This window comes from Cupriavidus sp. FW305-3-2-15-C-LB2 (genome assembly GCF_058787575.1).
Genome location: NZ_JBYSZW010000010.1, coordinates 105,298 through 124,709, shown reverse-complemented (window position 1 = coordinate 124,709; position 19,412 = coordinate 105,298). Strand labels below are relative to the sequence as shown.

General features: G+C 67.6%; 20 protein-coding genes. All 20 read left to right on the top strand.

Features of this window, described 5'->3' with window-relative positions; translation table 11 throughout:
• Nucleotides 1-30: 30 nt before the first annotated feature.
• The 20 genes from AC3WRR_RS10425 (at nt 31) to AC3WRR_RS10330 (ending at nt 19,401) form a co-directional block, all read left to right on the top strand.
• The gene (locus tag AC3WRR_RS10425) at nt 31-1,209 is read left to right on the top strand and encodes an acetyl-CoA C-acyltransferase (protein ID WP_010810044.1); all 1,179 of its coding nucleotides are present in this window, start codon (nt 31-33) and stop codon (nt 1,207-1,209) included.
• Nucleotides 1,209-1,655, top strand: a complete 447-nt coding sequence (locus AC3WRR_RS10420) for a PaaI family thioesterase (protein ID WP_492296871.1) — start codon at nt 1,209-1,211, stop codon at nt 1,653-1,655. The genes AC3WRR_RS10425 and AC3WRR_RS10420 overlap by 1 nt, the downstream gene beginning before the upstream one ends.
• Nucleotides 1,656-1,766: 111 nt before the next feature.
• Nucleotides 1,767-3,629 (top strand): acyl-CoA dehydrogenase, encoded by a 1,863-nt coding sequence (locus tag AC3WRR_RS10415; RefSeq protein WP_492296869.1) that lies wholly within the window; start codon nt 1,767-1,769, stop codon nt 3,627-3,629.
• Nucleotides 3,630-3,675: 46 nt separating this feature from the next.
• Nucleotides 3,676-4,458 (top strand): SDR family oxidoreductase, encoded by a 783-nt coding sequence (locus AC3WRR_RS10410; protein WP_010810041.1) that lies wholly within the window; start codon nt 3,676-3,678, stop codon nt 4,456-4,458.
• 127 nt (nt 4,459-4,585) lie between these two features.
• Nucleotides 4,586-5,023, top strand: a complete 438-nt coding sequence (locus AC3WRR_RS10405; protein ID WP_010810040.1) for a PaaI family thioesterase — start codon at nt 4,586-4,588, stop codon at nt 5,021-5,023.
• A gap of 94 nt (nt 5,024-5,117) precedes the next feature.
• Nucleotides 5,118-6,128 (top strand): NADP-dependent oxidoreductase, encoded by a 1,011-nt coding sequence (locus tag AC3WRR_RS10400; protein ID WP_011615136.1) that lies wholly within the window; start codon nt 5,118-5,120, stop codon nt 6,126-6,128.
• Nucleotides 6,129-6,205: 77 nt separating this feature from the next.
• Nucleotides 6,206-7,063, top strand: coding sequence for a class II aldolase/adducin family protein (locus AC3WRR_RS10395; protein WP_058697278.1), 858 nt, complete (start codon nt 6,206-6,208; stop codon nt 7,061-7,063).
• Between the two features lie 39 nt (nt 7,064-7,102).
• Nucleotides 7,103-8,038, top strand: coding sequence for a glutathione S-transferase family protein (locus tag AC3WRR_RS10390; RefSeq protein ID WP_010810037.1), 936 nt, complete (start codon nt 7,103-7,105; stop codon nt 8,036-8,038).
• Nucleotides 8,039-8,097: 59 nt separating this feature from the next.
• Nucleotides 8,098-9,000, top strand: coding sequence for an SDR family oxidoreductase (locus tag AC3WRR_RS10385; protein ID WP_010810036.1), 903 nt, complete (start codon nt 8,098-8,100; stop codon nt 8,998-9,000).
• A gap of 34 nt (nt 9,001-9,034) precedes the next feature.
• Nucleotides 9,035-9,982, top strand: coding sequence for an alpha/beta fold hydrolase (locus AC3WRR_RS10380; protein ID WP_492296867.1), 948 nt, complete (start codon nt 9,035-9,037; stop codon nt 9,980-9,982).
• A gap of 383 nt (nt 9,983-10,365) precedes the next feature.
• Nucleotides 10,366-11,148 carry a GntR family transcriptional regulator gene (locus tag AC3WRR_RS10375; protein WP_010810034.1) on the top strand — a complete coding sequence of 261 codons (783 nt, stop codon included), beginning with the start codon at nt 10,366-10,368 and terminating at the stop codon, nt 11,146-11,148.
• 25 nt (nt 11,149-11,173) lie between these two features.
• Complete coding sequence (locus AC3WRR_RS10370; RefSeq protein ID WP_010810033.1) at nt 11,174-12,391, top strand: ABC transporter substrate-binding protein; 1,218 nt, start codon at nt 11,174-11,176, stop codon at nt 12,389-12,391.
• A 105-nt stretch (nt 12,392-12,496) separates the two neighbouring features.
• Complete coding sequence (locus AC3WRR_RS10365) at nt 12,497-13,369, top strand: branched-chain amino acid ABC transporter permease (protein WP_010810032.1); 873 nt, start codon at nt 12,497-12,499, stop codon at nt 13,367-13,369.
• A gap of 15 nt (nt 13,370-13,384) precedes the next feature.
• Complete coding sequence (locus AC3WRR_RS10360) at nt 13,385-14,350, top strand: branched-chain amino acid ABC transporter permease (RefSeq protein WP_010810031.1); 966 nt, start codon at nt 13,385-13,387, stop codon at nt 14,348-14,350.
• Between the two features lie 10 nt (nt 14,351-14,360).
• Nucleotides 14,361-15,128 carry an ABC transporter ATP-binding protein gene (locus AC3WRR_RS10355; RefSeq protein WP_439668807.1) on the top strand — a complete coding sequence of 256 codons (768 nt, stop codon included), beginning with the start codon at nt 14,361-14,363 and terminating at the stop codon, nt 15,126-15,128.
• On the top strand, nt 15,121-15,834 hold the full coding sequence (locus AC3WRR_RS10350) for an ABC transporter ATP-binding protein (RefSeq protein ID WP_439668810.1): 714 nt from the start codon (nt 15,121-15,123) through the stop codon (nt 15,832-15,834). The genes AC3WRR_RS10355 and AC3WRR_RS10350 overlap by 8 nt, the downstream gene beginning before the upstream one ends.
• A gap of 46 nt (nt 15,835-15,880) precedes the next feature.
• Entirely contained in the window at nt 15,881-16,573 is a 693-nt protein-coding gene (locus AC3WRR_RS10345; RefSeq protein WP_492296863.1) for an isochorismatase family protein, read from the top strand.
• Between the two features lies 1 nt (nt 16,574).
• A complete protein-coding gene (locus tag AC3WRR_RS10340) occupies nt 16,575-17,501 on the top strand; it encodes a polysaccharide deacetylase family protein (protein WP_492296861.1) in 927 nt (308 codons plus the stop codon).
• Nucleotides 17,501-18,445 (top strand): polysaccharide deacetylase family protein, encoded by a 945-nt coding sequence (locus AC3WRR_RS10335; RefSeq protein ID WP_010810026.1) that lies wholly within the window; start codon nt 17,501-17,503, stop codon nt 18,443-18,445. Before AC3WRR_RS10340 ends, AC3WRR_RS10335 begins: the two co-directional genes overlap by 1 nt.
• Complete coding sequence (locus AC3WRR_RS10330; RefSeq protein ID WP_011615144.1) at nt 18,442-19,401, top strand: hydroxymethylglutaryl-CoA lyase; 960 nt, start codon at nt 18,442-18,444, stop codon at nt 19,399-19,401. Before AC3WRR_RS10335 ends, AC3WRR_RS10330 begins: the two co-directional genes overlap by 4 nt.
• Nucleotides 19,402-19,412: the final 11 nt, after the last annotated feature.

Below are 19,412 nucleotides of genomic sequence, written 5' to 3'. Positions count from 1 at the left end.
AACGACACAAGAGAATCCGAGGAGCAAGACATGAACGAAGCAGTCATCGTATCCACCGCGCGGACCCCGCTGGCCAAGAGCTGGAAGGGCGCCTTCAACATGACCCACGGCGCCACGCTCGGCGGTCATGCCGTCCAGCACGCCATTGCCCGCGCCAAGATCGAGGCCGCCGAAGTGGAAGACGTGCTGATGGGCTGCGCCAACCCGGAAGGTGCCACCGGCGCCAACATCGCACGCCAGATCGCACTGCGCGCCGGCTGCCCGGTGACCGTGCCCGGCGCCACCGTCAACCGCTTCTGCTCGTCCGGCCTGCAGACCATCGCCATGGCCGCGCAGCGCGTGATCGCTGATGAGGGCGACATCTTCGTCGCCGGCGGCGTGGAAAGCATCTCGTGCGTGCAGCAGGAGATGAACCGCCATATGGTCCAGGAAAGCTGGCTGCTGAAGAACAAGCCGGAAATCTACTGGAACATGCTGCAGACCGCCGAGAACGTGGCCAAGCGCTACAACATCTCGAAGGAGCGCCAGGACGAGTACGGCGTGCGCAGCCAGCAACGCGCCGCCGCCGGGCAGGAAGCCGGCAAGTTCAAGGACGAGATCGTGCCGATGACGGTGCTGGCGGGCGTGGCCGACAAATCGACCGGCCAGCTGGTGACCAAGGAAGTCACCGTCTCCGCCGACGAGGGCATCCGCGCCGATACCACGCTGGAAGGCGTGTCCAAGATCCGCAGCGCGGTGCCGGGTGGCGTGATCACCGCCGGCAATGCCTCGCAGTTCTCGGACGGCGCTTCGGCAGCGGTGGTGATGAATGCGCGCGTCGCCGAGGCCCGCGGCCTGCAGCCGCTGGGCGTGTTCCGCGGCTTTGCCGTGGCTGGCTGCGAGCCGGACGAGATGGGTATCGGCCCGGTCTTTGCTGTGCCCAAGCTGCTGAAGAAGGCCGGCCTGAAGGTCGACGACATCGGCCTGTGGGAGCTGAACGAAGCCTTCGCCGTGCAGGTGCTGTACTGCGCCGACACGCTCGGCATCCCGATGGACCGGCTGAACGTCAACGGCGGCGCCATCGCCGTGGGCCACCCCTACGGTGTGTCGGGCGCGCGCCTGGTCGGCCATGCGCTGATCGAAGGCAAGCGCCGCGGCGTCAAGTACGTGGTGGTGACCATGTGCATCGGCGGCGGCCAGGGCGCGGCCGGCCTGTTCGAAGTGCTCTGATGTCGGCTGCGGGCACCGCGCGGGCCACGCCCGCCGACATGCTCGCCTGGGGCCGGGAGGTGCTGGCCAGCCAGCCCTTCTCGGTCCTGGTCGGCACCGAACTGGCGGCGTTGTCGCCGGGCAAGGCTGAGTTGCGCCTGCCGATCCGTCAGGACCTGCGGCAGCAGCACGGCTTCCTGCACGGCGGCGTGGTCAGCTACCTGGCCGACAATGCGCTGACCTACGCGGGCGGCGCGGCCATGGCGGTGCCGGTCGTGACATCCGAGTACAAGATCAACTACGTGCGCCCGGCGATCGGCGAGCTGCTGATCGCCCGCGCCGAATGCGTCAGCGCCGGCCGCCAGCAGGCGGTGGTGCGCTGCGACGTGTACGTCGTCAGGGATGGCGAGGAGAGGCTCTGCGCGGTGGCGCAGGGAACGATCGCGCGCCTTGGCGAAGGCGCCTGAGCGGCACGCAGGGAAGGGCGCGGCAGCGCCCTTTTTTGACCGCGCCCGGCGCCTCCCATGCTAGCAAAAAGAACTCGCGGCACGCCACGCAGTGCGCCGCATGGAGACACCATGTCGATGATCCTATCCCGCCGCGACCTGAATTTCGTGCTGTACGAATGGCTCAGGGTCGACGAGCTCACGCGCATCCCGCGCTATGCCGACCACTCGCGCGAGACTTTCGACGCCGCGCTGGACACCTGCGAGAAAATCGCCACCGACCTGTTCGCGCCGCACAACAAGAAGAACGACCAGCAAGAGCCGCATTTCGACGGCGAGACCGTCAGCATCATCCCCGAGGTCAGCACCGCGCTGAAGGCCTTCTGCGAGGCCGGCTTGATGGCCGCCGGCCAGGACTACGAACTGGGCGGCATGCAACTGCCGGTGGTGGTCGAGAAGGCTGGCTTTGCCTACTTCAAGGGTGCCAACGTCGGCACCAGCTCGTACCCGTTCCTGACCATCGGCAACGCCAACCTGCTGCTGACGCACGGCACGCCGGCGCAGGTCGAGACCTTCGTCAAGCCGGAGATGGACGGTCGCTTCTTCGGCACCATGTGCCTGTCCGAGCCGCAGGCGGGCTCGTCGCTGTCGGACATCACCACGCGCGCCGAGTACGAGGGCGAATCGCCGCTGGGCGCGCAGTACCGGCTGCGCGGCAACAAGATGTGGATCTCTGCCGGCGAGCACGAGCTGTCGGAAAATATCGTCCACCTGGTGCTGGCCAAGATCCCCGGCCCGGACGGCAAGCTGATCCCGGGCGTGAAGGGCATCTCGCTCTTCATCGTGCCCAAGTACCTGGTCAATGAAGACGGCTCGCTGGGCGAGCACAACGACGTGGTGCTGGCCGGCCTGAACCACAAGATGGGCTACCGCGGCACCACCAACTGCCTGCTCAACTTCGGCGAAGGCATGAAGTACCGGCCGGGCGGCAAGGCCGGCGCGATCGGCTACCTGGTGGGCGAGCCGCACAAGGGCCTGGCCTGCATGTTCCACATGATGAACGAGGCGCGCATCGGCGTGGGCCTGGGCGCGGTGATGCTGGGCTATACCGGCTACCTGCACGCGCTGGACTACGCGCGCAACCGCCCGCAAGGCCGCGCGGTCGGCCCCGGCGGCAAGGATGCGGCCAGCCCGCAGGTGAAGCTGGTCGAGCACGCCGATATCCGCCGCATGCTGCTGGCGCAGAAGAGCTATGTCGAAGGCGGCCTGGCGCTGAACCTCTATTGCGCGCGCCTGGTCGACGAGGAAGAGGCCGCTGCGGCCGCCGGCGACCAAGCCGCGCATGCGCGCCTGGCGCTATTGCTCGATATCCTGACCCCGATCGCCAAGAGCTGGCCGTCGCAATGGTGCCTGGAGGCCAACAACCTGGCGATCCAGGTGCATGGCGGCTACGGCTATACGCGCGAGTACAACGTCGAGCAGTTCTACCGCGACAACCGCCTCAACCCGATCCACGAAGGCACGCACGGCATCCAGGGCCTGGACCTGCTGGGCCGCAAGGTGGTGATGAAGGACGGCGCCGCCTTCAAGCTGCTGGGCGAGCGCGTGCAGGACACCATCACCCGCGCGCTCGCCGCCGGCAATGCCGAGTTGTCGCAGCAGGCAGGCGCCCTCGGCACCGCCACCAAGCGCCTGGCCGAGGTCACGCAGGCGCTGTGGAGCGCGGGCGACCCCAACGTGACGCTGGCCAATGCCTCGGTCTACCTGGAGGCCTTCGGGCACGTGGTGGTGGCGTGGATCTGGCTGGAACAGGCACTGCTGGCGCAAGCCGCGCTGCCGCGCGCGAACGGCAAGGAAGACGAGGACTTCTACCGCGGCAAGCTGGCCGCGGCGGCCTACTTCTTCCGCTGGGAGCTGCCTAAGGTCGGCCCGCAGCTGGCGCTGCTCGAGTCGCTCGACCGCACCACGCTCGACATGCAGGACGCGTGGTTCTGAGCGGCGCTTGCCCATCCCCGAACACTACAGAACGAAGGAAGACAATATGCGTACCATCCAGCAACTGTTTGACCTGAAGGGCAAGACCGCGCTGATCACCGGCGGCTCGCGCGGGCTTGGCCTGCAGATTGCCGAGGCGCTGGGCGAGCAGGGCGCGCGCCTGGTGCTGTCGGCGCGCAAGGCCGACGAGCTGCAGGCGGCGCAGGCGCACCTGAAGTCGCTCGGCATCGAGGCCGACTGGATCGCCGCCGACGGCTCGCAGGAGTCGGAGATCGCGCGCCTGGCCGACGAGGCCATCGCGAAGCTGGGCCACGTCGACATCCTGGTCAACAACGCCGGCGCCACCTGGGGCGCCCCGGCCGAAGACCATCCGGTCGAAGCCTGGGACAAGGTGATGAACCTGAACATCCGCGGCCTGTTCCTGCTGAGCCAGCGCATCGGCAAGCTGTCGATGATCCCGCGCCGCTACGGCCGCATCATCAACGTGGCGTCGATCGCGGGGCTGGCCGGCAACCCGCCGGGCAGCATGGAGACCATTGCCTACAACACCTCCAAGGGTGCGGTGGTCAACTTCACGCGCACGCTGGCGGCCGAGTGGGGCGAGCACAACATCACCGTCAACGCGCTCGCGCCGGGCTTCTTCCCGTCGAAGATGACCAAGGGCTCGCTCGAGCGCATGGGCGTTGAGGCCATGTGCGCCGGCGTGCCGCTGCACCGCCTGGGCGACGACGAGGACCTGAAGGGCGCCGCGCTGCTGTTTGCCAGCGACGCCGGCAAACACATCACCGGCCAGATCCTGGCGGTGGACGGCGGCGTCAGCGCGGTCTGAGCCGGGCAGGGCGCATTCCGGGCAAGCCGCACCGTGCGGCTTGGCGGAATCCCGGATTGCCCTCAAACTTGGGGCCGGCGCAAGGCCTCGGCCTCGCCGGCACCTAATTCTCGGACTCGCAATTGCCATGAACCAGTTCAAAGGCCCCCTGACCCACATTCCCTTCCTCGCCGACCTCGGCGTGACCTGCAACCTCGCCGAAGGCGGCCGCAGCGAGATCGCGCTGCCGATCGAGAAGCGCCACCAGAACAGCTGGGACATGGCCCACGGCGGCGTAATCATGACGCTGCTCGACGTGGCCATGGCGGTGGCCGGCCGCAGCAGCGACGCGGATGGCCGGGGCGTGGTCACCATCGAGATGAAGACCAGCTTCATGGCGCCGGGGCGCGGCGCGCTGACCGCGCGCGGCACCACCGTGCACCGCACCACCACCATGGTGTTCTGCGAAGCCGAGATCGTCGACGCCGACGGCAAGACCGTGGCGCGCGGCTCGGGCACCTTCAAGTACATCCGGCGCATGCCGCCGCAGCGCCCGGGTGAGACCGATACCGGTGCCGACGGCTGAGCGCCGGCACCGATGCAGCAGACGGGGCAGCGCGGCTGTCCCTTCCCGACGCAGTATTCAAGCCGTTCCATATTCCTACTGAAAGGAATCGACCATGTCCAAAACGTTCAAGCGCATCGTCCTGGCCTCGCGTCCCGAAGGCGCGGTGACGCCGGCCAATTTCCGCCTGGAAGAAGTGCCCGTGCCGCAGATCGCCGACGGCCAGGTGCTGGTGCGCAACCACTACCTGTCGCTGGACCCGTACATGCGCGGCCGCATGAACGACAGCAAGTCCTACGCCGCGCCGCAGCCGCTCGATGAGGTCATGATCGGCGGCACCGTGGGCGAAGTGGTGGAAAGCAGGAACAGCAAGTTCAAGCCAGGCGACAAGGTGGTCGGCATGTTCGGCTGGCAGGAGATGGGCGTCAGCGACGGCACCGGCCTGCAGCCGGTCGACACCACGCATATCCCGCTGTCGGCCTACCTCGGTTCGGTCGGCATGCCGGGCGTGACCGCCTGGTATGGCCTGAACAAGATCATCCTGCCCAAGCCGGGCAAGACCATCGCGGTCAGCGCTGCCTCCGGCGCAGTGGGCAGCGTGGTCGGGCAGCTGGCCAAGCTGGCCGGCTGCCGCGCGGTCGGCTTTGCCGGCGGCAAGGACAAGTGCGACTACGTGGTCAATGAGCTGGGCTTCGATGCCTGCATCGACTACAAGGCGGCCAAGGATCCCAAGGAACTCTACAAGATGCTCAAGGAAGCCACCCCGGACGGCATCGACGGCTATTTCGAGAATGTCGGCGGCGATATCCTGGACGCCGTGCTGACGCGCATGAACGCCTTCGGCCGCATCGCCATGTGCGGCATGATCGCGGGCTATGACGGTCAGCCGCTGCCGCTGAAGAACCCGCAGCTGATCCTGGTGTCGCGCCTGACCATCGAAGGCTTTATCGTCTCCGAGCATATGGAGGTCTGGCCGCAGGCGCTGAAGGAACTGGGCACCGCCGTCGCCCAGGGCAAGCTCAAGTTCCGCGAGAGCATTGCCGAAGGCCTGGCCAGCGCGCCGGAAGCCTTTATCGGCCTGCTCAAGGGCAAGAACTTCGGCAAGCAGCTGGTCAAGCTGGTCTGACCGGCGCATGCAGGGCCGCGGCGCGCCTGCCGGGCGCGCCGCGGGCAACGGATTTCACCAAAAAGATGGAGACACCGATGAATGCCCCGCAAGCCCCGCAAGCCCCGCAAATCCAGAGCGGCGACGAGATCGGCGCCGGCCTGCCCGAAGAGGTCAAGGCCCGCTACCGCAACCTGCCGCGCCCGCCGCAGTTCGCCACCGCCGCCGCAGAGCGCCTGCACCGCAAGCAGCGCCTGGCCGCGGCCTTCCGGCTGTTTTCCAGGTTCGGTTTCGACGAAGGCGTGGCCGGCCATATCACCGCGCGCGACCCGGAGTTTCCCGATACCTTCTGGGTCAATCCCTTCGGCGTCCATTTCAGCCAGGTCAAGGTCTCCAACCTGATCCGCTGCGACCACCACGGCGACGTGGTCGAGGGCGACTACCCGGTCAATGCCGCGGCCTTCGCCATCCATTCGCGCGTGCACCAGACCCGCTCCGACGCGGTCGCGGCAGCGCATTCGCACAGCACCCATGGCCGCGCGTGGTCCACGCTGGGCCGCCCGCTCGATCCGCTCACGCAGGACGTGTGCGCGTTCTACCAGGATCATGCGGTCTATGACGATTTCGGCGGCGTGGTGGTGGAGCTCGACGAAGGCCAGCGCATCGCCAATGCGCTGGGCCAGAACAAGGCCGCGATCCTGCAGAACCATGGCCTGCTGACGGTCGGCAAGACCGTGGACGAAGCCGCCTGGTGGTTCATCACCATGGAGCGCTCCTGCCAGGTCCAGCTGCTGGCCGAAGCCGCCGCGGCGCGCACCCAGGCGCCGCTCAAGCTGATCTCCGATGCGGCCGCGCGCCAGGCCTATTCGATCGTCGGCACGGCGCAGGCGGGCTGGTTCCAGTTCCAGCCGCTCTATGCCCGCATCGTCAAGGAGCAGCCGGACCTGCTGGACTGAACCGCACGGCACCCGCTGGCAAACATGGAGTTGGATCGCATGGCCGACATCATTCTTCACCAGTACGCAACTTCGCCATTCTCCGAGAAGGTCCGCCTGCTGCTGGGCGCCAAGGGACTGGCCTGGCACGCGGTGGAAATCCCCGCCATCCTGCCCAAGCCTGACCTGCTGGCGCTGACCGGCGGCTACCGCCGCACGCCGGTGCTGCAGGTCGGTGCCGATATCTACTGCGATACCGCGCTGATCTGCGAGGTGCTGGACGCGCTGGCGCCCGCGCCGGCGCTGTATCCGCCGGCCCAGGCCGCGGCGGCGCGGGTCGCGGCAGCCTGGTTCGATGCGGCGCTGTTCACGGCATCGGTGACCTATGTGTTCCAGCCGGCCGGCGTTGCCAGCATGCTGGGCCACCTGTCGCCGGCGCAGGTCCAGGCCTTCAGCGCGGACCGCAAGGCCATGCGTGGCGACACCAATGCGCTGCGCATGCCGTTGCCCGAAGCCACCGCGCTGCTGCATGAAACGTTCGGCCAACTGGAAACGCAGTTCGCTGCCGGGATCGGGCATGTGGCCGGGCCGGCGCTGTCGGTTGCCGATTTCTCGCTGTACCACAACCTCTGGTTTATCCGCCGCGCCGGCGCGCTGGCGCAGCTGCTGGAGGCTTATCCGCGCTTGCAGGCCTGGTATGCGCGCATGAACACCTTCGGCCATGGCCGGCCGCGCGTGATCGACAGCGAGGACGCGATCGGCGCCGCGCGCAGTGCCGATCCGCTGGCGCTGGATGAGGGCGTGGTCGTGGATGCCGGCCTGCAGGCCGGCGACGCCGTCACCGTCACGCCGACCGACTATGCGCGCGACCCGGTGGCCGGCGTGCTGCTGGCGCTGAGCGCGCGCCGCGTCACGCTGCGCCGCCAGGACCCGCGCGCCGGCGCGCTCAATGTGCATTTCCCGCGGCAGGGCTACCAGGTGCAGCGCGCCGCCTGAGCGCGCATGGCACACGGCCCGCCGTTTCCCAAAACGAATCACGCGACAGGACAGACGATATGAAGGACTTCTCCAACAAGGTGGCTGTCATTACCGGCGGCGCCTCGGGTTTCGGCAAGGAGTTTGCCCACATTGCCGCCGACCTCGGCATGAAGCTGGTGCTGGCGGATGTGCAGGAAGACGCGCTGGACGCGACCGTGGCGGAATTCAAGGCACGCAATGTGCCGGTGATCGGGTTGCGCACGGACGTCTCGCGTGCCGACCAGGTGCAGGCGCTGGCCGATGCCGCCATCGAGGCCTTCGGCCAGGTCAACCTGCTGTTCAATAACGCCGGCGTGGGCGCGGGCGGCCTGATCTGGGAGAACTCCGAGAAGGACTGGGAGTGGGTGCTGGGTGTCAACCTGTACGGCGTCGTGCACGGCGTGCGCATCTTCACGCCGCTGATGCTGGCCGCGGCGGAGAAGGATCCGGCCTACCAGGGCCATATCGTCAACACGGCGTCGATGGCGGGCTTGCTGAACCCGCCGGCAATGGGCGTGTACAACGTGTCCAAGCACGCGGTGGTGGCGTTGACCGAAACCCTGTACCAGGACCTGGGCCTGGTGACGGAGCAGGTGCGCTGCTCGGTGCTGTGCCCGTACTTCGTGCCCACCGGCATCAACCAGTCCCAGCGCAACCGGCCCGCCGACCTGGCCAACCAGGCGCCGCCGACGCGTTCGCAGCTGGTGTCGCAGGCCTTGTCGGACAAGGCCGTCGGCTCCGGCAAGGTGACCGCCGCCGAGGTCGCGCAGCTGACCTTCGATGCCATCCGCGACGAAAGCTTCTATATTTATTCCCACCCCCAGGCGCTCGCCCCCGTGCGCCAGCGCTTCGAGGACATCGTCGGGCAGCGCAATCCCGGCGATCCGTTTGCCGACAAGCCCGAGGTCCGCGCGGGCCTCGTTGCCGCGCTGCGCGGCTGACGCCAGCACAACGCCACAACGAGGAGGACCGCATATGGAGAACAACATGGCTGCCCCCGCCGCCGTGATCCGCCACCTGCAGTACGCCACGCTGCCCAACGGCACCCGCCTGCACTACGCCAGCGCGGGCGAGCGCGGCAAGCCGCTGATGCTGTTCGTGCACGGCTTTCCTGAATTCTGGTTCGAATGGGAGGCCCAGCTGGCCGAGTTCGGACGCACGCATTTTGCCGTGGCGCCGGACCTGCGCGGCTACAACCTGTCGAGCAAGCCCGCCGAGGTCGAGGCCTACCGGCCGCGCCATATCGTCGAAGACCTGGTGCAGCTGGTCAGCGCGCTGGGCTATGACCAGGCCGTGGTGGTGGCGCACGACTGGGGCGGGGCGATCTGCTGGAACCTGGCGATCCAGTTCCCGCAGCTGGTGCGCCAGCTCGTCATCGTCAACTCGCCGCATCCGTACCTGTTTGCGCGCGCTCTGGCCACCGATCCCGAGCAGCAGGCCGCTTCCGCCTACATGAACTGGCTGCGCAAGCCGGGCTCGGAAAAGGCGCTGGCCGCCAACGACTTCGCGCTGCTGGACCGGATGCTGGCCGAGGCCGACGGCAAGCCGGCGGCATGGTACACGCCGGAGACGCGCGCCAGGTACCACGCGGCATGGTCCCAGCCGGGCGAAGGCCAGGACGCCGGCGTCCATCCGCTCACCGGCGGCGTCAATTTCTACCGCGCCTCGCCCATGCACCCGCCGGGCGAGGGCGAGCCGCCGCCCGATATCTCGCGCCTGGATTCGGCCGCGTTTGTGGTCAAGGTACCCACGCTGGTGATCTGGGGCGAACGCGACCGCGCGCTGCCGAAGTCGCTGGTGGACGGGCTGGGCGACTTCGTGCCTGACCTGCGCCTGGAACGCATCCCCGAGGGCACGCACTGGGTGATCCATGAGCAGCCGGAACGCGTCAACCTGCTGATCCGGAGTGCGCTGCCGGGGTAGCTGCCAGATGTCGTTCGGGCCGCCAACGAAACCCCAGTCAGCAGCTTCAGCCCCGCCTTGATGGCGGGGCTTTTTTTTTTTTTGGTGCGCCATGCCTGGCGCTGTCCGGCTCGCGCTGGTGTTTCCGGAGCGTCTGAAGCATTTACTGAGTAATCCGGACGACCCCTGACTTTTTATTAAGGGCTGGCTTTCATTCCATGTCTCATTGGGGAAAATATCTACGATGTCCTATTAGTTGTCCTATTGAAGCGACAATAATACTGATATATCTTTCGGTCCATGCTTCAGAGCCGATATTCCCTTGACTAATTGGCCTGAACGGGAAGTATCGATGTCGGTGAACCGATAAATTTCAACGGGTCGAAAGATAGCAGCCGCCATTTATGGGAAACCAAAATTCGCCGATGCCGCGGTATCACCGCATTTACCTGGTGCTGCGGCAGAAAATCCTGAACGGGTTATACGACGAGAGCGGGCTGCCGGCCGAGTTCCGCTTGATGGAGCAGTATCGCGTGGCGCGGGTGACGGTGCGGCGGGCGTTAGCCGAGCTGCTCCAGGAAGGCCTGATCTACCGGCGGCCCGGGCAGGGGACATTCGTCAATATCGAGCAGGTTCGGCTGAACAGGCCACCAGCGCAGATGTGCGGCCTGCTCGACAGCCTGCTCGAAGTCGTCGCCGGCACCTCGGTGCGGGTGGTCGATTTCGGCATGCGGAGCTGCCCCACGCACGTCCGGGAGGCGCTGCGGCTGGCGGAGCGGGACGAAGCCCTGCACGTGATGCGCGTGCGCCTGCACCGGGACGAACCGGTCTCGCTGATCACGACATGGTCGCCGCCGCACGTGGCGCTGTTGCTGACACCGGGCGCGCTGCAGCAGCAGCCCATGCTGGCGCTGCTGGAAGGCGGCGGGGTTCGCATCGGCCACGCCGACCAGACGCTGTCCTGCTGCCTTGCCGACGCGCAGGCCGCGGCGCTGCTGGACGAGCCGGTGGGTGCGGCGCTGCTGTCGGTGGTGCGCGTGGTGCGCGATGTCGACGGCAACCCGGTCCAGTGGCTCAGCGGCCTGTATCGCCCGCAATGCTACGACTACCGCATGGCGCTGACGCGCGCTGGCGAAGACAAGGCGCGTATCTGGCTTGCGCGCGACCTATCCACCGCGACGCGGTGATCCAAGAAATCGGGAGGAGACAGAAATGACCAAGACTTATCCGGCAAGACGCCGGTTCCTGGGCCAGGCCGCGCTGCTTGGCGCCGGTGCGCTGGCGCCGCAGATCGGACGGGCCCAGCCCAGGCCGGTGCGCATCGGCGTGCTGCATCCGGTCACCGGAGCGCTGGCGTTTTCCGGCACGCAATGCCGTGCCGGCGCGCTGCTGGCGATTGCCGACATCAACGCCGCCGGCGGTATCAAGTCGCTGGGCGGCGCCAGGCTGGAAGCGGTGCTGGGCGATGCCCAGTCGCAGCCGGAGATCGGCGCGGCCGAAGTCGAGAAGATGAACGAGGCCGGCGTCAGCGCCGTGGTCGGCGCCTATGCCAGCGCGATCTGCCTGGCCACCACGCAGGCGGCGGCGCGGCATGGCCTGGCGCATGTGGTCGACGTGGGCGTGGCCGATGCCATCGTCGAGCGCGGCCTGACCAACACGTTCCGCTTCGGCCCCGGCTACAAGGTCGCCACCGAAACCGCGATGAGCAACCTGCGCACGCTCAACCAGCTCAGCGGCAACCGCGCGCGCACGGCGATGATCATCCACGAGGAATCGCTGTTCGGCAGTGGCACGGCCAAGCTGCTGAGCCAGCGCCTGCCGGAGTTCGGTTTCGAGGTGAAGGAGGTGGTCAAGCACGCCAACCCGACGCGCGACTTCAGCAATATCGTGCTACGCATGAAGGCGGCCAATCCGGACATCGTGATCGCGGCCAACTACTACAACGAGTACGCCCTGCTGATGCGCACCATGCAGCAGCAGAAGTTCCGGCCCAAGGCGGTCTACTCGGTGCTGGGCGGCGCGGCGTCGAGCTTCAAGTTCATCAAGGAGTTCCCGGCGGCGGCGCAGCATGTGCTGGACTGCAACCACTGGTACAACCCCAGGGATCCTCGCGCCATTGCGCTGCGCAAGCGCGTTGAGGCCAGCGGCCTGTTCTTTACCTACGAGGTTTTCTGCACCTATGCGTCCACCATGCTGCTGGCCGACAGCATTGAGCGCGCCGGCTCGGCGCAGCGCGAGCGCGTGATCGAAGCGCTCGCCAGCAGCAGCTTCAGCAGCCACTTCATGCCGTACGGGCCGACGCGCTTCGTCAACGGCCAGAACACCGGCGCGCAGCCGCTGCTGACGCAGGTGGTGGATGGCGACATCAAGGTGGTCTTCCCCAACGCCTACCGGCAGGTCGACGCGGTGTTCCCGCTGCCGGCCAGCTAAGCGCTTCACGCCGGTCGCGCCGGTACGCCGTTTATCCCTAGTCGCTACGGTCGGGAAGCCCGCTTCCCGACCGCTGGACTCCTGTTGCCGCGAGGAACGCATTAAATGTTCGATATCCCGATACTCTGGGCCTCCTGGCTCAACGGCCTGACCACCGGGGCGATCTATGCCCTGGTCGCGCTGGGCCTGACGCTGATCTACGGCGTGCTCCATATCGTCAACTTCGCCCACGGCGCCGCGCTGATGGCGGCGCTGTATGGCGTCTATTTCCTCTTTACCCGGCTCCATGTCGATCCCTACGCGGCGCTGCTGGTGATGGTGCCGGCCATGTTCGCCGCGGGCTACCTGCTGCAGCGCCACCTGATCGCGCGGGCAAGTCGCGGCAACGAGCAGAACGTGCTGCTGGTCACGCTGGGCATCTCGATCGTGCTGGAGAACCTGGCGCTGTACCTGTTCCGCTCCGACACCTACACCATCGACACGCCCTATGCGCTGTCCACCGTCGAGCTGCTGGGTGCATCGATCGCGCTGCCCAAGGTGATCGCCTTCGCCGGCGCACTGTTGGCCTGCGGCCTGCTGATGCTGATGATCCGGCGCACCACGCTGGGCCGCGCCATCCGCGCGGTGGCCAGGGAAAAGCAGGGCGCGCGCGTGGTCGGCATCGATGTCGAGCGCGTCTATGCGCTCAGTTTCGGCATCGGCCTGGCCTGCCTGGGCGCGGCCGCCTGCTTCCTGCTGCCGGCCTACTACGTCAATCCGCGCGTCGGCGACGGCTTCGTGCTGATCGCCTTCACCGTGGTCGTGCTGGGTGGCATGGGCAGCTTCGCCGGGGCGCTGTGGGGCGGCCTGCTGATCGGCGTGGTCGAGTCACTGGGCGGCCTGTGGCTGGGCGACAGCCTGGGCCAGGTCGGCATTTTCCTGATCTTCATCCTGGTGCTGCTGTTCCGTCCGCAGGGCCTGTTCGGCGCGAAGGCGTGACTCGAGGAGCCTGACATGAATCGAATTTCTTCTCTTCCCACGCTCGGCTGGATCGCCATCGTTCTGGCCGGCTTTGCCGCGGCGCCGCTGTGGCTGTCCTCCGGCTTCGCGCTGAACCTGCTGGTGATGGTGCTGCTGATGACGCTGATGGCGCAGTCGTGGAACATCCTCGGCGGCTTTGGCGGGCAGTTCTCGTTCGGCCACGCGGCGTTCTTCGGCACCGGTGCCTATGCCATGGCGATCTTGCAGGTCGCGTTCGGCATGAATGCGTGGCTGGCGCTGGTGCTGGCGACCGGCGTCGGCGCGCTCGCCGGCGTCGGCGTGGGCGTGCTGTCGTTCCGCTACGGGCTCAAGGGTTCGTACTTCTCGCTGGCGACGCTGGCGGTGGCCGAGGTGCTGCGCATCGTGGCCAATGCGGTGGGCTTTACCGGTGCCGGCGCAGGCATGCAGTTGCCGTTGCAGCCCGGTGCCTTGCATCTCCAGTTTGCCGGCAAGGCTGGCTACCTCTGGTTCATCCTGACGTTCGTCGCCGCGGGCCTTCTCCTCTCGTGGTGGCTGCGCAGGTCGCGCTTCGGTGCCTGCCTGATGGCGGTGCGGGACAGTGAGGACGCGGCGAAGGCACTCGGCATCGACGTGCTGCGCGTCAAGTTGGTAGCCATTGCCATGTCCGCGGCGCTGATGGCGGCGGCCGGCGTTTTTTATACGCAGTACCTGCAATACCTCGATCCGCATATCGCCTACGGTCCGGCCTTTTCGGTGGCCGCGCTGGTGGGGGCGGTGATCGGCGGCACCGCCACGGTATTCGGCCCGCTGCTCGGCGCGCTGGCGCTGCAGCTGCTCAACGAGCTGACGCGCAATGCGCTGGGCGATGTGCCGGGCGTGAGCCTGGTGATCTACGGCGCGCTGCTGGTGCTGATGGTGATGTTCCTGCCGCAGGGCCTGGCCGGGGCGGCCGGATCGGTGCGCAAGGCGAGGGCATAAGGCAAGGGAAATGACGATGCAGACCATACTTTCGACCCACGGACTGTCGATCCGCTTCGGCGGCCTGGCGGCGGTGCAGGACGTGAACCTGTCCATTGCGCGCGGCCGCATCACCGGCCTGATCGGCCCCAACGGCGCCGGCAAGTCGACCCTGTTCGGCATGCTGTCCGGCTTCCTCGCGCCCACGCAGGGCACGGTGGAGCTGGAAGGCCGCACCCTCAACGGGCTCGCGCCTCATGTCATCTGCCGGCTCGGGCTGGCGCGCACCTTCCAGATCGTGCAGCCGTTTGCCGGGCAGACCGTGCGCGAGAACATCGCGGTCGGCGCGCACCTGCATGTGCGCGGCCGCAATGTGGCGCTGGCACAGGCCGATGAAGTGGCCCGCCGGGTCGGGCTGGAAGACCAGCTGCACAAGAGCGCTTCGAGCCTGACCGTGGCCGGGCGCAAGCGCCTGGAGCTGGCGCGCGCACTGGCCACGCGGCCGCGCCTGCTGCTGCTGGACGAGGTGCTGGCCGGGCTCAACCCCGGCGAAATCGCCGCGATGATCCCGGTGGTGCGCGGCATCTGCGACGACGGCGTCACCGTCGTGATGATCGAGCACGTGATGCAGGCGGTGATGAGCCTGGCGCAGGACGTATTCGTGCTGGCCGGCGGCCGGCTGATCGCGCAGGGTTCGCCCGCGCAGGTGACGCGCGACCCGCAGGTGATCGAGGCCTACCTGGGCCACGGCATGGCGCAGCGCATCGGTGCGCAGCAGGAGGCGGCCGCCCATGCCTGAGACCCTGTTGTCGGTGCAAGGGCTGCACAGCGGCTACGGCGCGGTGCAGGTGCTGCACGGCGTCAGCGTGGAGGTGAATCGCGGCGAGATCGTGGCCCTGCTGGGCGCCAACGGCGCCGGCAAATCGACGCTGATCAACACGGCCTGCCGCCTGGTGTCCGGCACCTCCGGCACGGTCCGCTTCGACGGGCGGGACGTCAGCCGGGCCCGGCCGCAGGACATCGTCGGCGCCGGACTGATCCAGGTGCCCGAAGGGCGCCGCATCTTCCCCAACCTGACCGTGCTGGAGAACCTGGAGCTGGGCGCCTGCCGCCGCGCCACGCGCCAGCTCAAGGCCAACCTGGAATGGGTGCTCGATACCTTCCCGCGCCTGCGCGAACGGCTGGGCCAGCGCGCCGGCACCATGTCCGGCGGCGAGCAGCAGATGCTGGCCATCGGCCGCGGCCTGATGGGCGATCCGCGCCTGCTGATCCTGGACGAGCCCTCGCTCGGGCTGTCGCCGCTGATGGTCGAGGAGATGTTCGGCCTGGTCCGCCGCCTGCACAAGGAAGGACTGTCGATCCTGCTGGTCGAGCAGAACGTGGCGCTGTCGCTGGAAATCGCCTCGCGGGCCTACGTGCTGGAAAACGGCGAAGTCAGGTTCTCCGGTACGCCCGGGACGCTGCTGGCAGCCCCTGAACTGCGGGCCGCTTACCTGGGCGTGTGAGCGTACCCATCCAGCAATCAGAGAAGCAAAGAACGGAGTCAAACCGATGGAATTGTCAGACAAGACCGCGCGCCAGATCTGGCAGGAGGTCAGGGCCAACCCCAGCCGGGCGCGCTTCGGCTTCGGGCGCAAGGCGGTGCTGGTCAATATCGACCTGCAGAACGCCTACACCTGCACCGACCGCTTCAAGACCGCGTACGAGACCGATCCCGCGCAGCTGGCGCATATCAACGGGCTGGCGGGGCGCTTCCGGGCGCTGGGCTGGCCGGTGGTGTGGACGCGGGTGGCGTACATGGCGTCCGGCGAGGATGCGGGCATCTGGGGCACCCGCACCGATACGCCGGATTCGCTGCAGAACATCAAGCATGGGTCGGAGCGCGCGCAGTTCGACAGCCGCGTCGATGTCGATCCGGTGCGCGACGTGGTCTATTGCAAGAAGATGCCGTCGGCGTTCTTCGAGACCCAGCTGCAGTCGTTGCTGGTGTGGCACCAGGTGGATACCGTGGTCATCACCGGCGGCTCCACCTCGGGCTGCGTGCGCGCCACGGCGGTGGATTCGCTGTCGCGCGGGTATCGCACCATCGTGCCGGAGCAGTGCGTGGCCGACAAGCATGAGAGCTACCACTTCGCCAACCTGACCGACCTGATGCTGAAGTACGCCGACGTGCTCGACGTGCTCGAGGTGCAGAACTGGCTCGAGGACAGGCAAGCCGCGCCGCGCTTGTCCAAGGGGGACTGACATGCTTGAAACCCCCGGTTACTACGACTACTGGCCCTACCAGGACCGCCCCAGGATCCGCTGGCCGGGCGGGGCACGGCTGGCCTTCTGGGTCGCGCCCAACATCGAGTTCTATGAACTCGACCCGCCAGGCAATCCGCACCGGCGCGCATGGCCCCATCCGTACCCCGCGGTGCCGGGCTACTCGATCCGCGACTACGGCAACCGCGTCGGCCATCAGCGCCAGATGCGGCTGCTGGACAAGTACGGCATCCGCGGCTCGGTGTCGCTGTCGGCGGCGCTGTGCGTGCATCACCCCGAGATCGTGGCGATGTGCATGGAGCGCGAGTGGGAGTTCTTCTCGCACGGCATCTACAACACGCGCTACACCTACGGCATGTCCGAGGAACAGGAGCGCGAGATGATCCGCGAGTCGATGCAGATCATCGAGGACTGCACCGGCAGCAAGCCGGCCGGCTACCTGGCGCCAGCGCTGTCGCACAGCGAATCGACTCTGGACTTGTTCGCCGAACTGGGCGGCCGCTATACCTGCGACCTGTTCCATGACGACCAGCCCACGCCGGTGCGCGTGCGCGGCGGCCAGCGCTTTATCTCGCTGCCGTACTCGCTGGAGATGAACGACACCATCGCCTACGTGGTGAACAAGGTCGAGCCGCGCCGCTACGGGCAGATGCTGAAGGACTGCTTCGACCGGCTCTATGCGGAAGGGGCCGAGTCCGGCACCGTGATGTGCATCCCGACCCATAACTACCAGGTCAGCTGCCCGCACCGGCTGCGCGCCTTCGAGGAAGCGCTGGAATACATCACTGGCCACGCGGATGTCTGGGTCACCACCGGCCGCGAGATCGCCGATTACTACCTCGAACATTGCTACGACACGGCCGCGGCTGCGATTGCCGCAGCCAACCCGGTGCGGAGGGCGTGCTGATGCCACGCGACCATCAAGCCCCGCAATACCCGCACCGCCGCGCCGGCATGGACCACGACCGCTATGACTGGTCGATGCTGGCAAGCCGCGCGCCGGTGCGCTGGCCAGGCGGCAAGACGCTGGCCCTGTGGGTCAACGTCAGCCTGCAGTTCTTCCCGCTGAACCCGACCGGCAAACCGGTGGCGGTGCCGGGCAACATGACCATGCCGTATCCGGACCTGCGCCACTACACGCTGCGCGACTACGGCAACCGCATCGGCATCCACCGGATGCTGCGCGGCTTCGACCGCTACGGCGTGCGCCCGACCTTTGCCATCAATGCGCGGCTGGCCGAGCTGTATCCGTCGCTGCTCGCCACGGTGAGCGAGCGCGGCGACGAGATCATCGGCCATTCATGGAGCATGGACACCGCACACGCCGGCGGCCTGGATGAAGCCGTCGAGGCGGAAGTCGTCCGGCGTTCGCTGGACCGGCTGCGTACGCTCAGCGGGCAGGACGTCCGCGGCTGGCTCAGCCCCGGCAAGCTGCAGAGCGCCAATACGCCGGAGCTGCTGCGCGCCAACGGCATCGAGTACCTGTGCGACTGGGTCAACGACGACATGCCTTACCCGTTCCGCACGCGCCACGGCAAGTTGTGGGCGATGCCGCTGTCGACCGAGCTCGAGGACCGCTTCGTGCTGATGGAGAACCTGCACCCGGAAGCATCGTGGGCGCGGCAGGTGAAAGACGCCTGCGACCTGCTGCTCGACGAAGCGCGCGAACAGGGCGGGCGCATCCTCGCGCTGTCCGTGCACCCGTGGGTGCTGGGGCAGCCGCACCGGATCCGCTACCTGGAAGCCGCGCTCGAATACGTGATGGCAAGACCTGAAGTCTGGAGCGCGGGCGCGGGCGAGATTCTCGCGGCGTTCGCGGCACAGGATTCCCAACCACAGGAAAACCCATGACAGCAAACATGCAGAACATCGACGTACTGGTCAGCGAAGTCGGCCCGCGCGACGGCCTGCAGATGACCCGGCGCGTGATGGCGACCGCGGCCAAGAAGGCCTGGATCAGCGCGGAAGCCGCCGCCGGCGTGCGCGAGATCGAGGTCGGCTCGTTCGTTCCGGCCACGGTGCTGCCGCAGATGGCGGACACGGCCGAGGTGGTGGCGCACGCGCTCGGCATCGGCGGGCTCACGGTGGCGGCACTGGTGCCCAACTACGTGGGCGCCGAGCGCGCCATCGGCGCCGGCGTGCACAAGCTCACCATCCCGGTGTCGGTCAGCGAGACGCACAGCCTGCGCAACGTCAACCGCACCCATGAGCAGATGCTGCGCGAGGTCCGGCGCATTGCCGAACGCATCCGCGCCTTGCCGGCCCATGCGCGGCCGCGCTTCGAGGCGGGGCTGTCGACCGCATTCGGCTGCACGCTGGAAGGCCCGGTCGCCGAGGCGCGCGTGGTCGGGCTGGCCGAAGCGCTGATGGACGCGGGCTGCGACGAAGTCGGCCTGTCCGACACCACCGGCTACGGCAATCCGCGCCAGGTGCGCAGCCTGACGCTGGCGGTATGGCGCGCGATCGGGCAGCAGCACCTGAGCGGCATCCACCTGCACAACACGCGCGGGCAGGGGCTGGCCAATGTGCTGGCGGCGATCGACGTGGGCCTGACCACGGTCGATGCCTCGCTGGGCGGGCTCGGCGGCTGTCCGTTCGCGCCCGGTGCGAGCGGCAATGTGGTGACGGAGGACCTGGTGTTCCTGCTCGAGTCGATGGGGCTGCGCACCGGCATCGACCTGGAGGCGCTGTTCCGCGTGCGCGACATCGTCAGGGCCAACCTGGCGGACGAACCGCTTTACGGGCACACGCCGGAGGCCGGCCTGCCCAAGGGCTTCGTGCCTGCCGTCCTGGCGGCGTGGCAATGATCAGCAGGAGC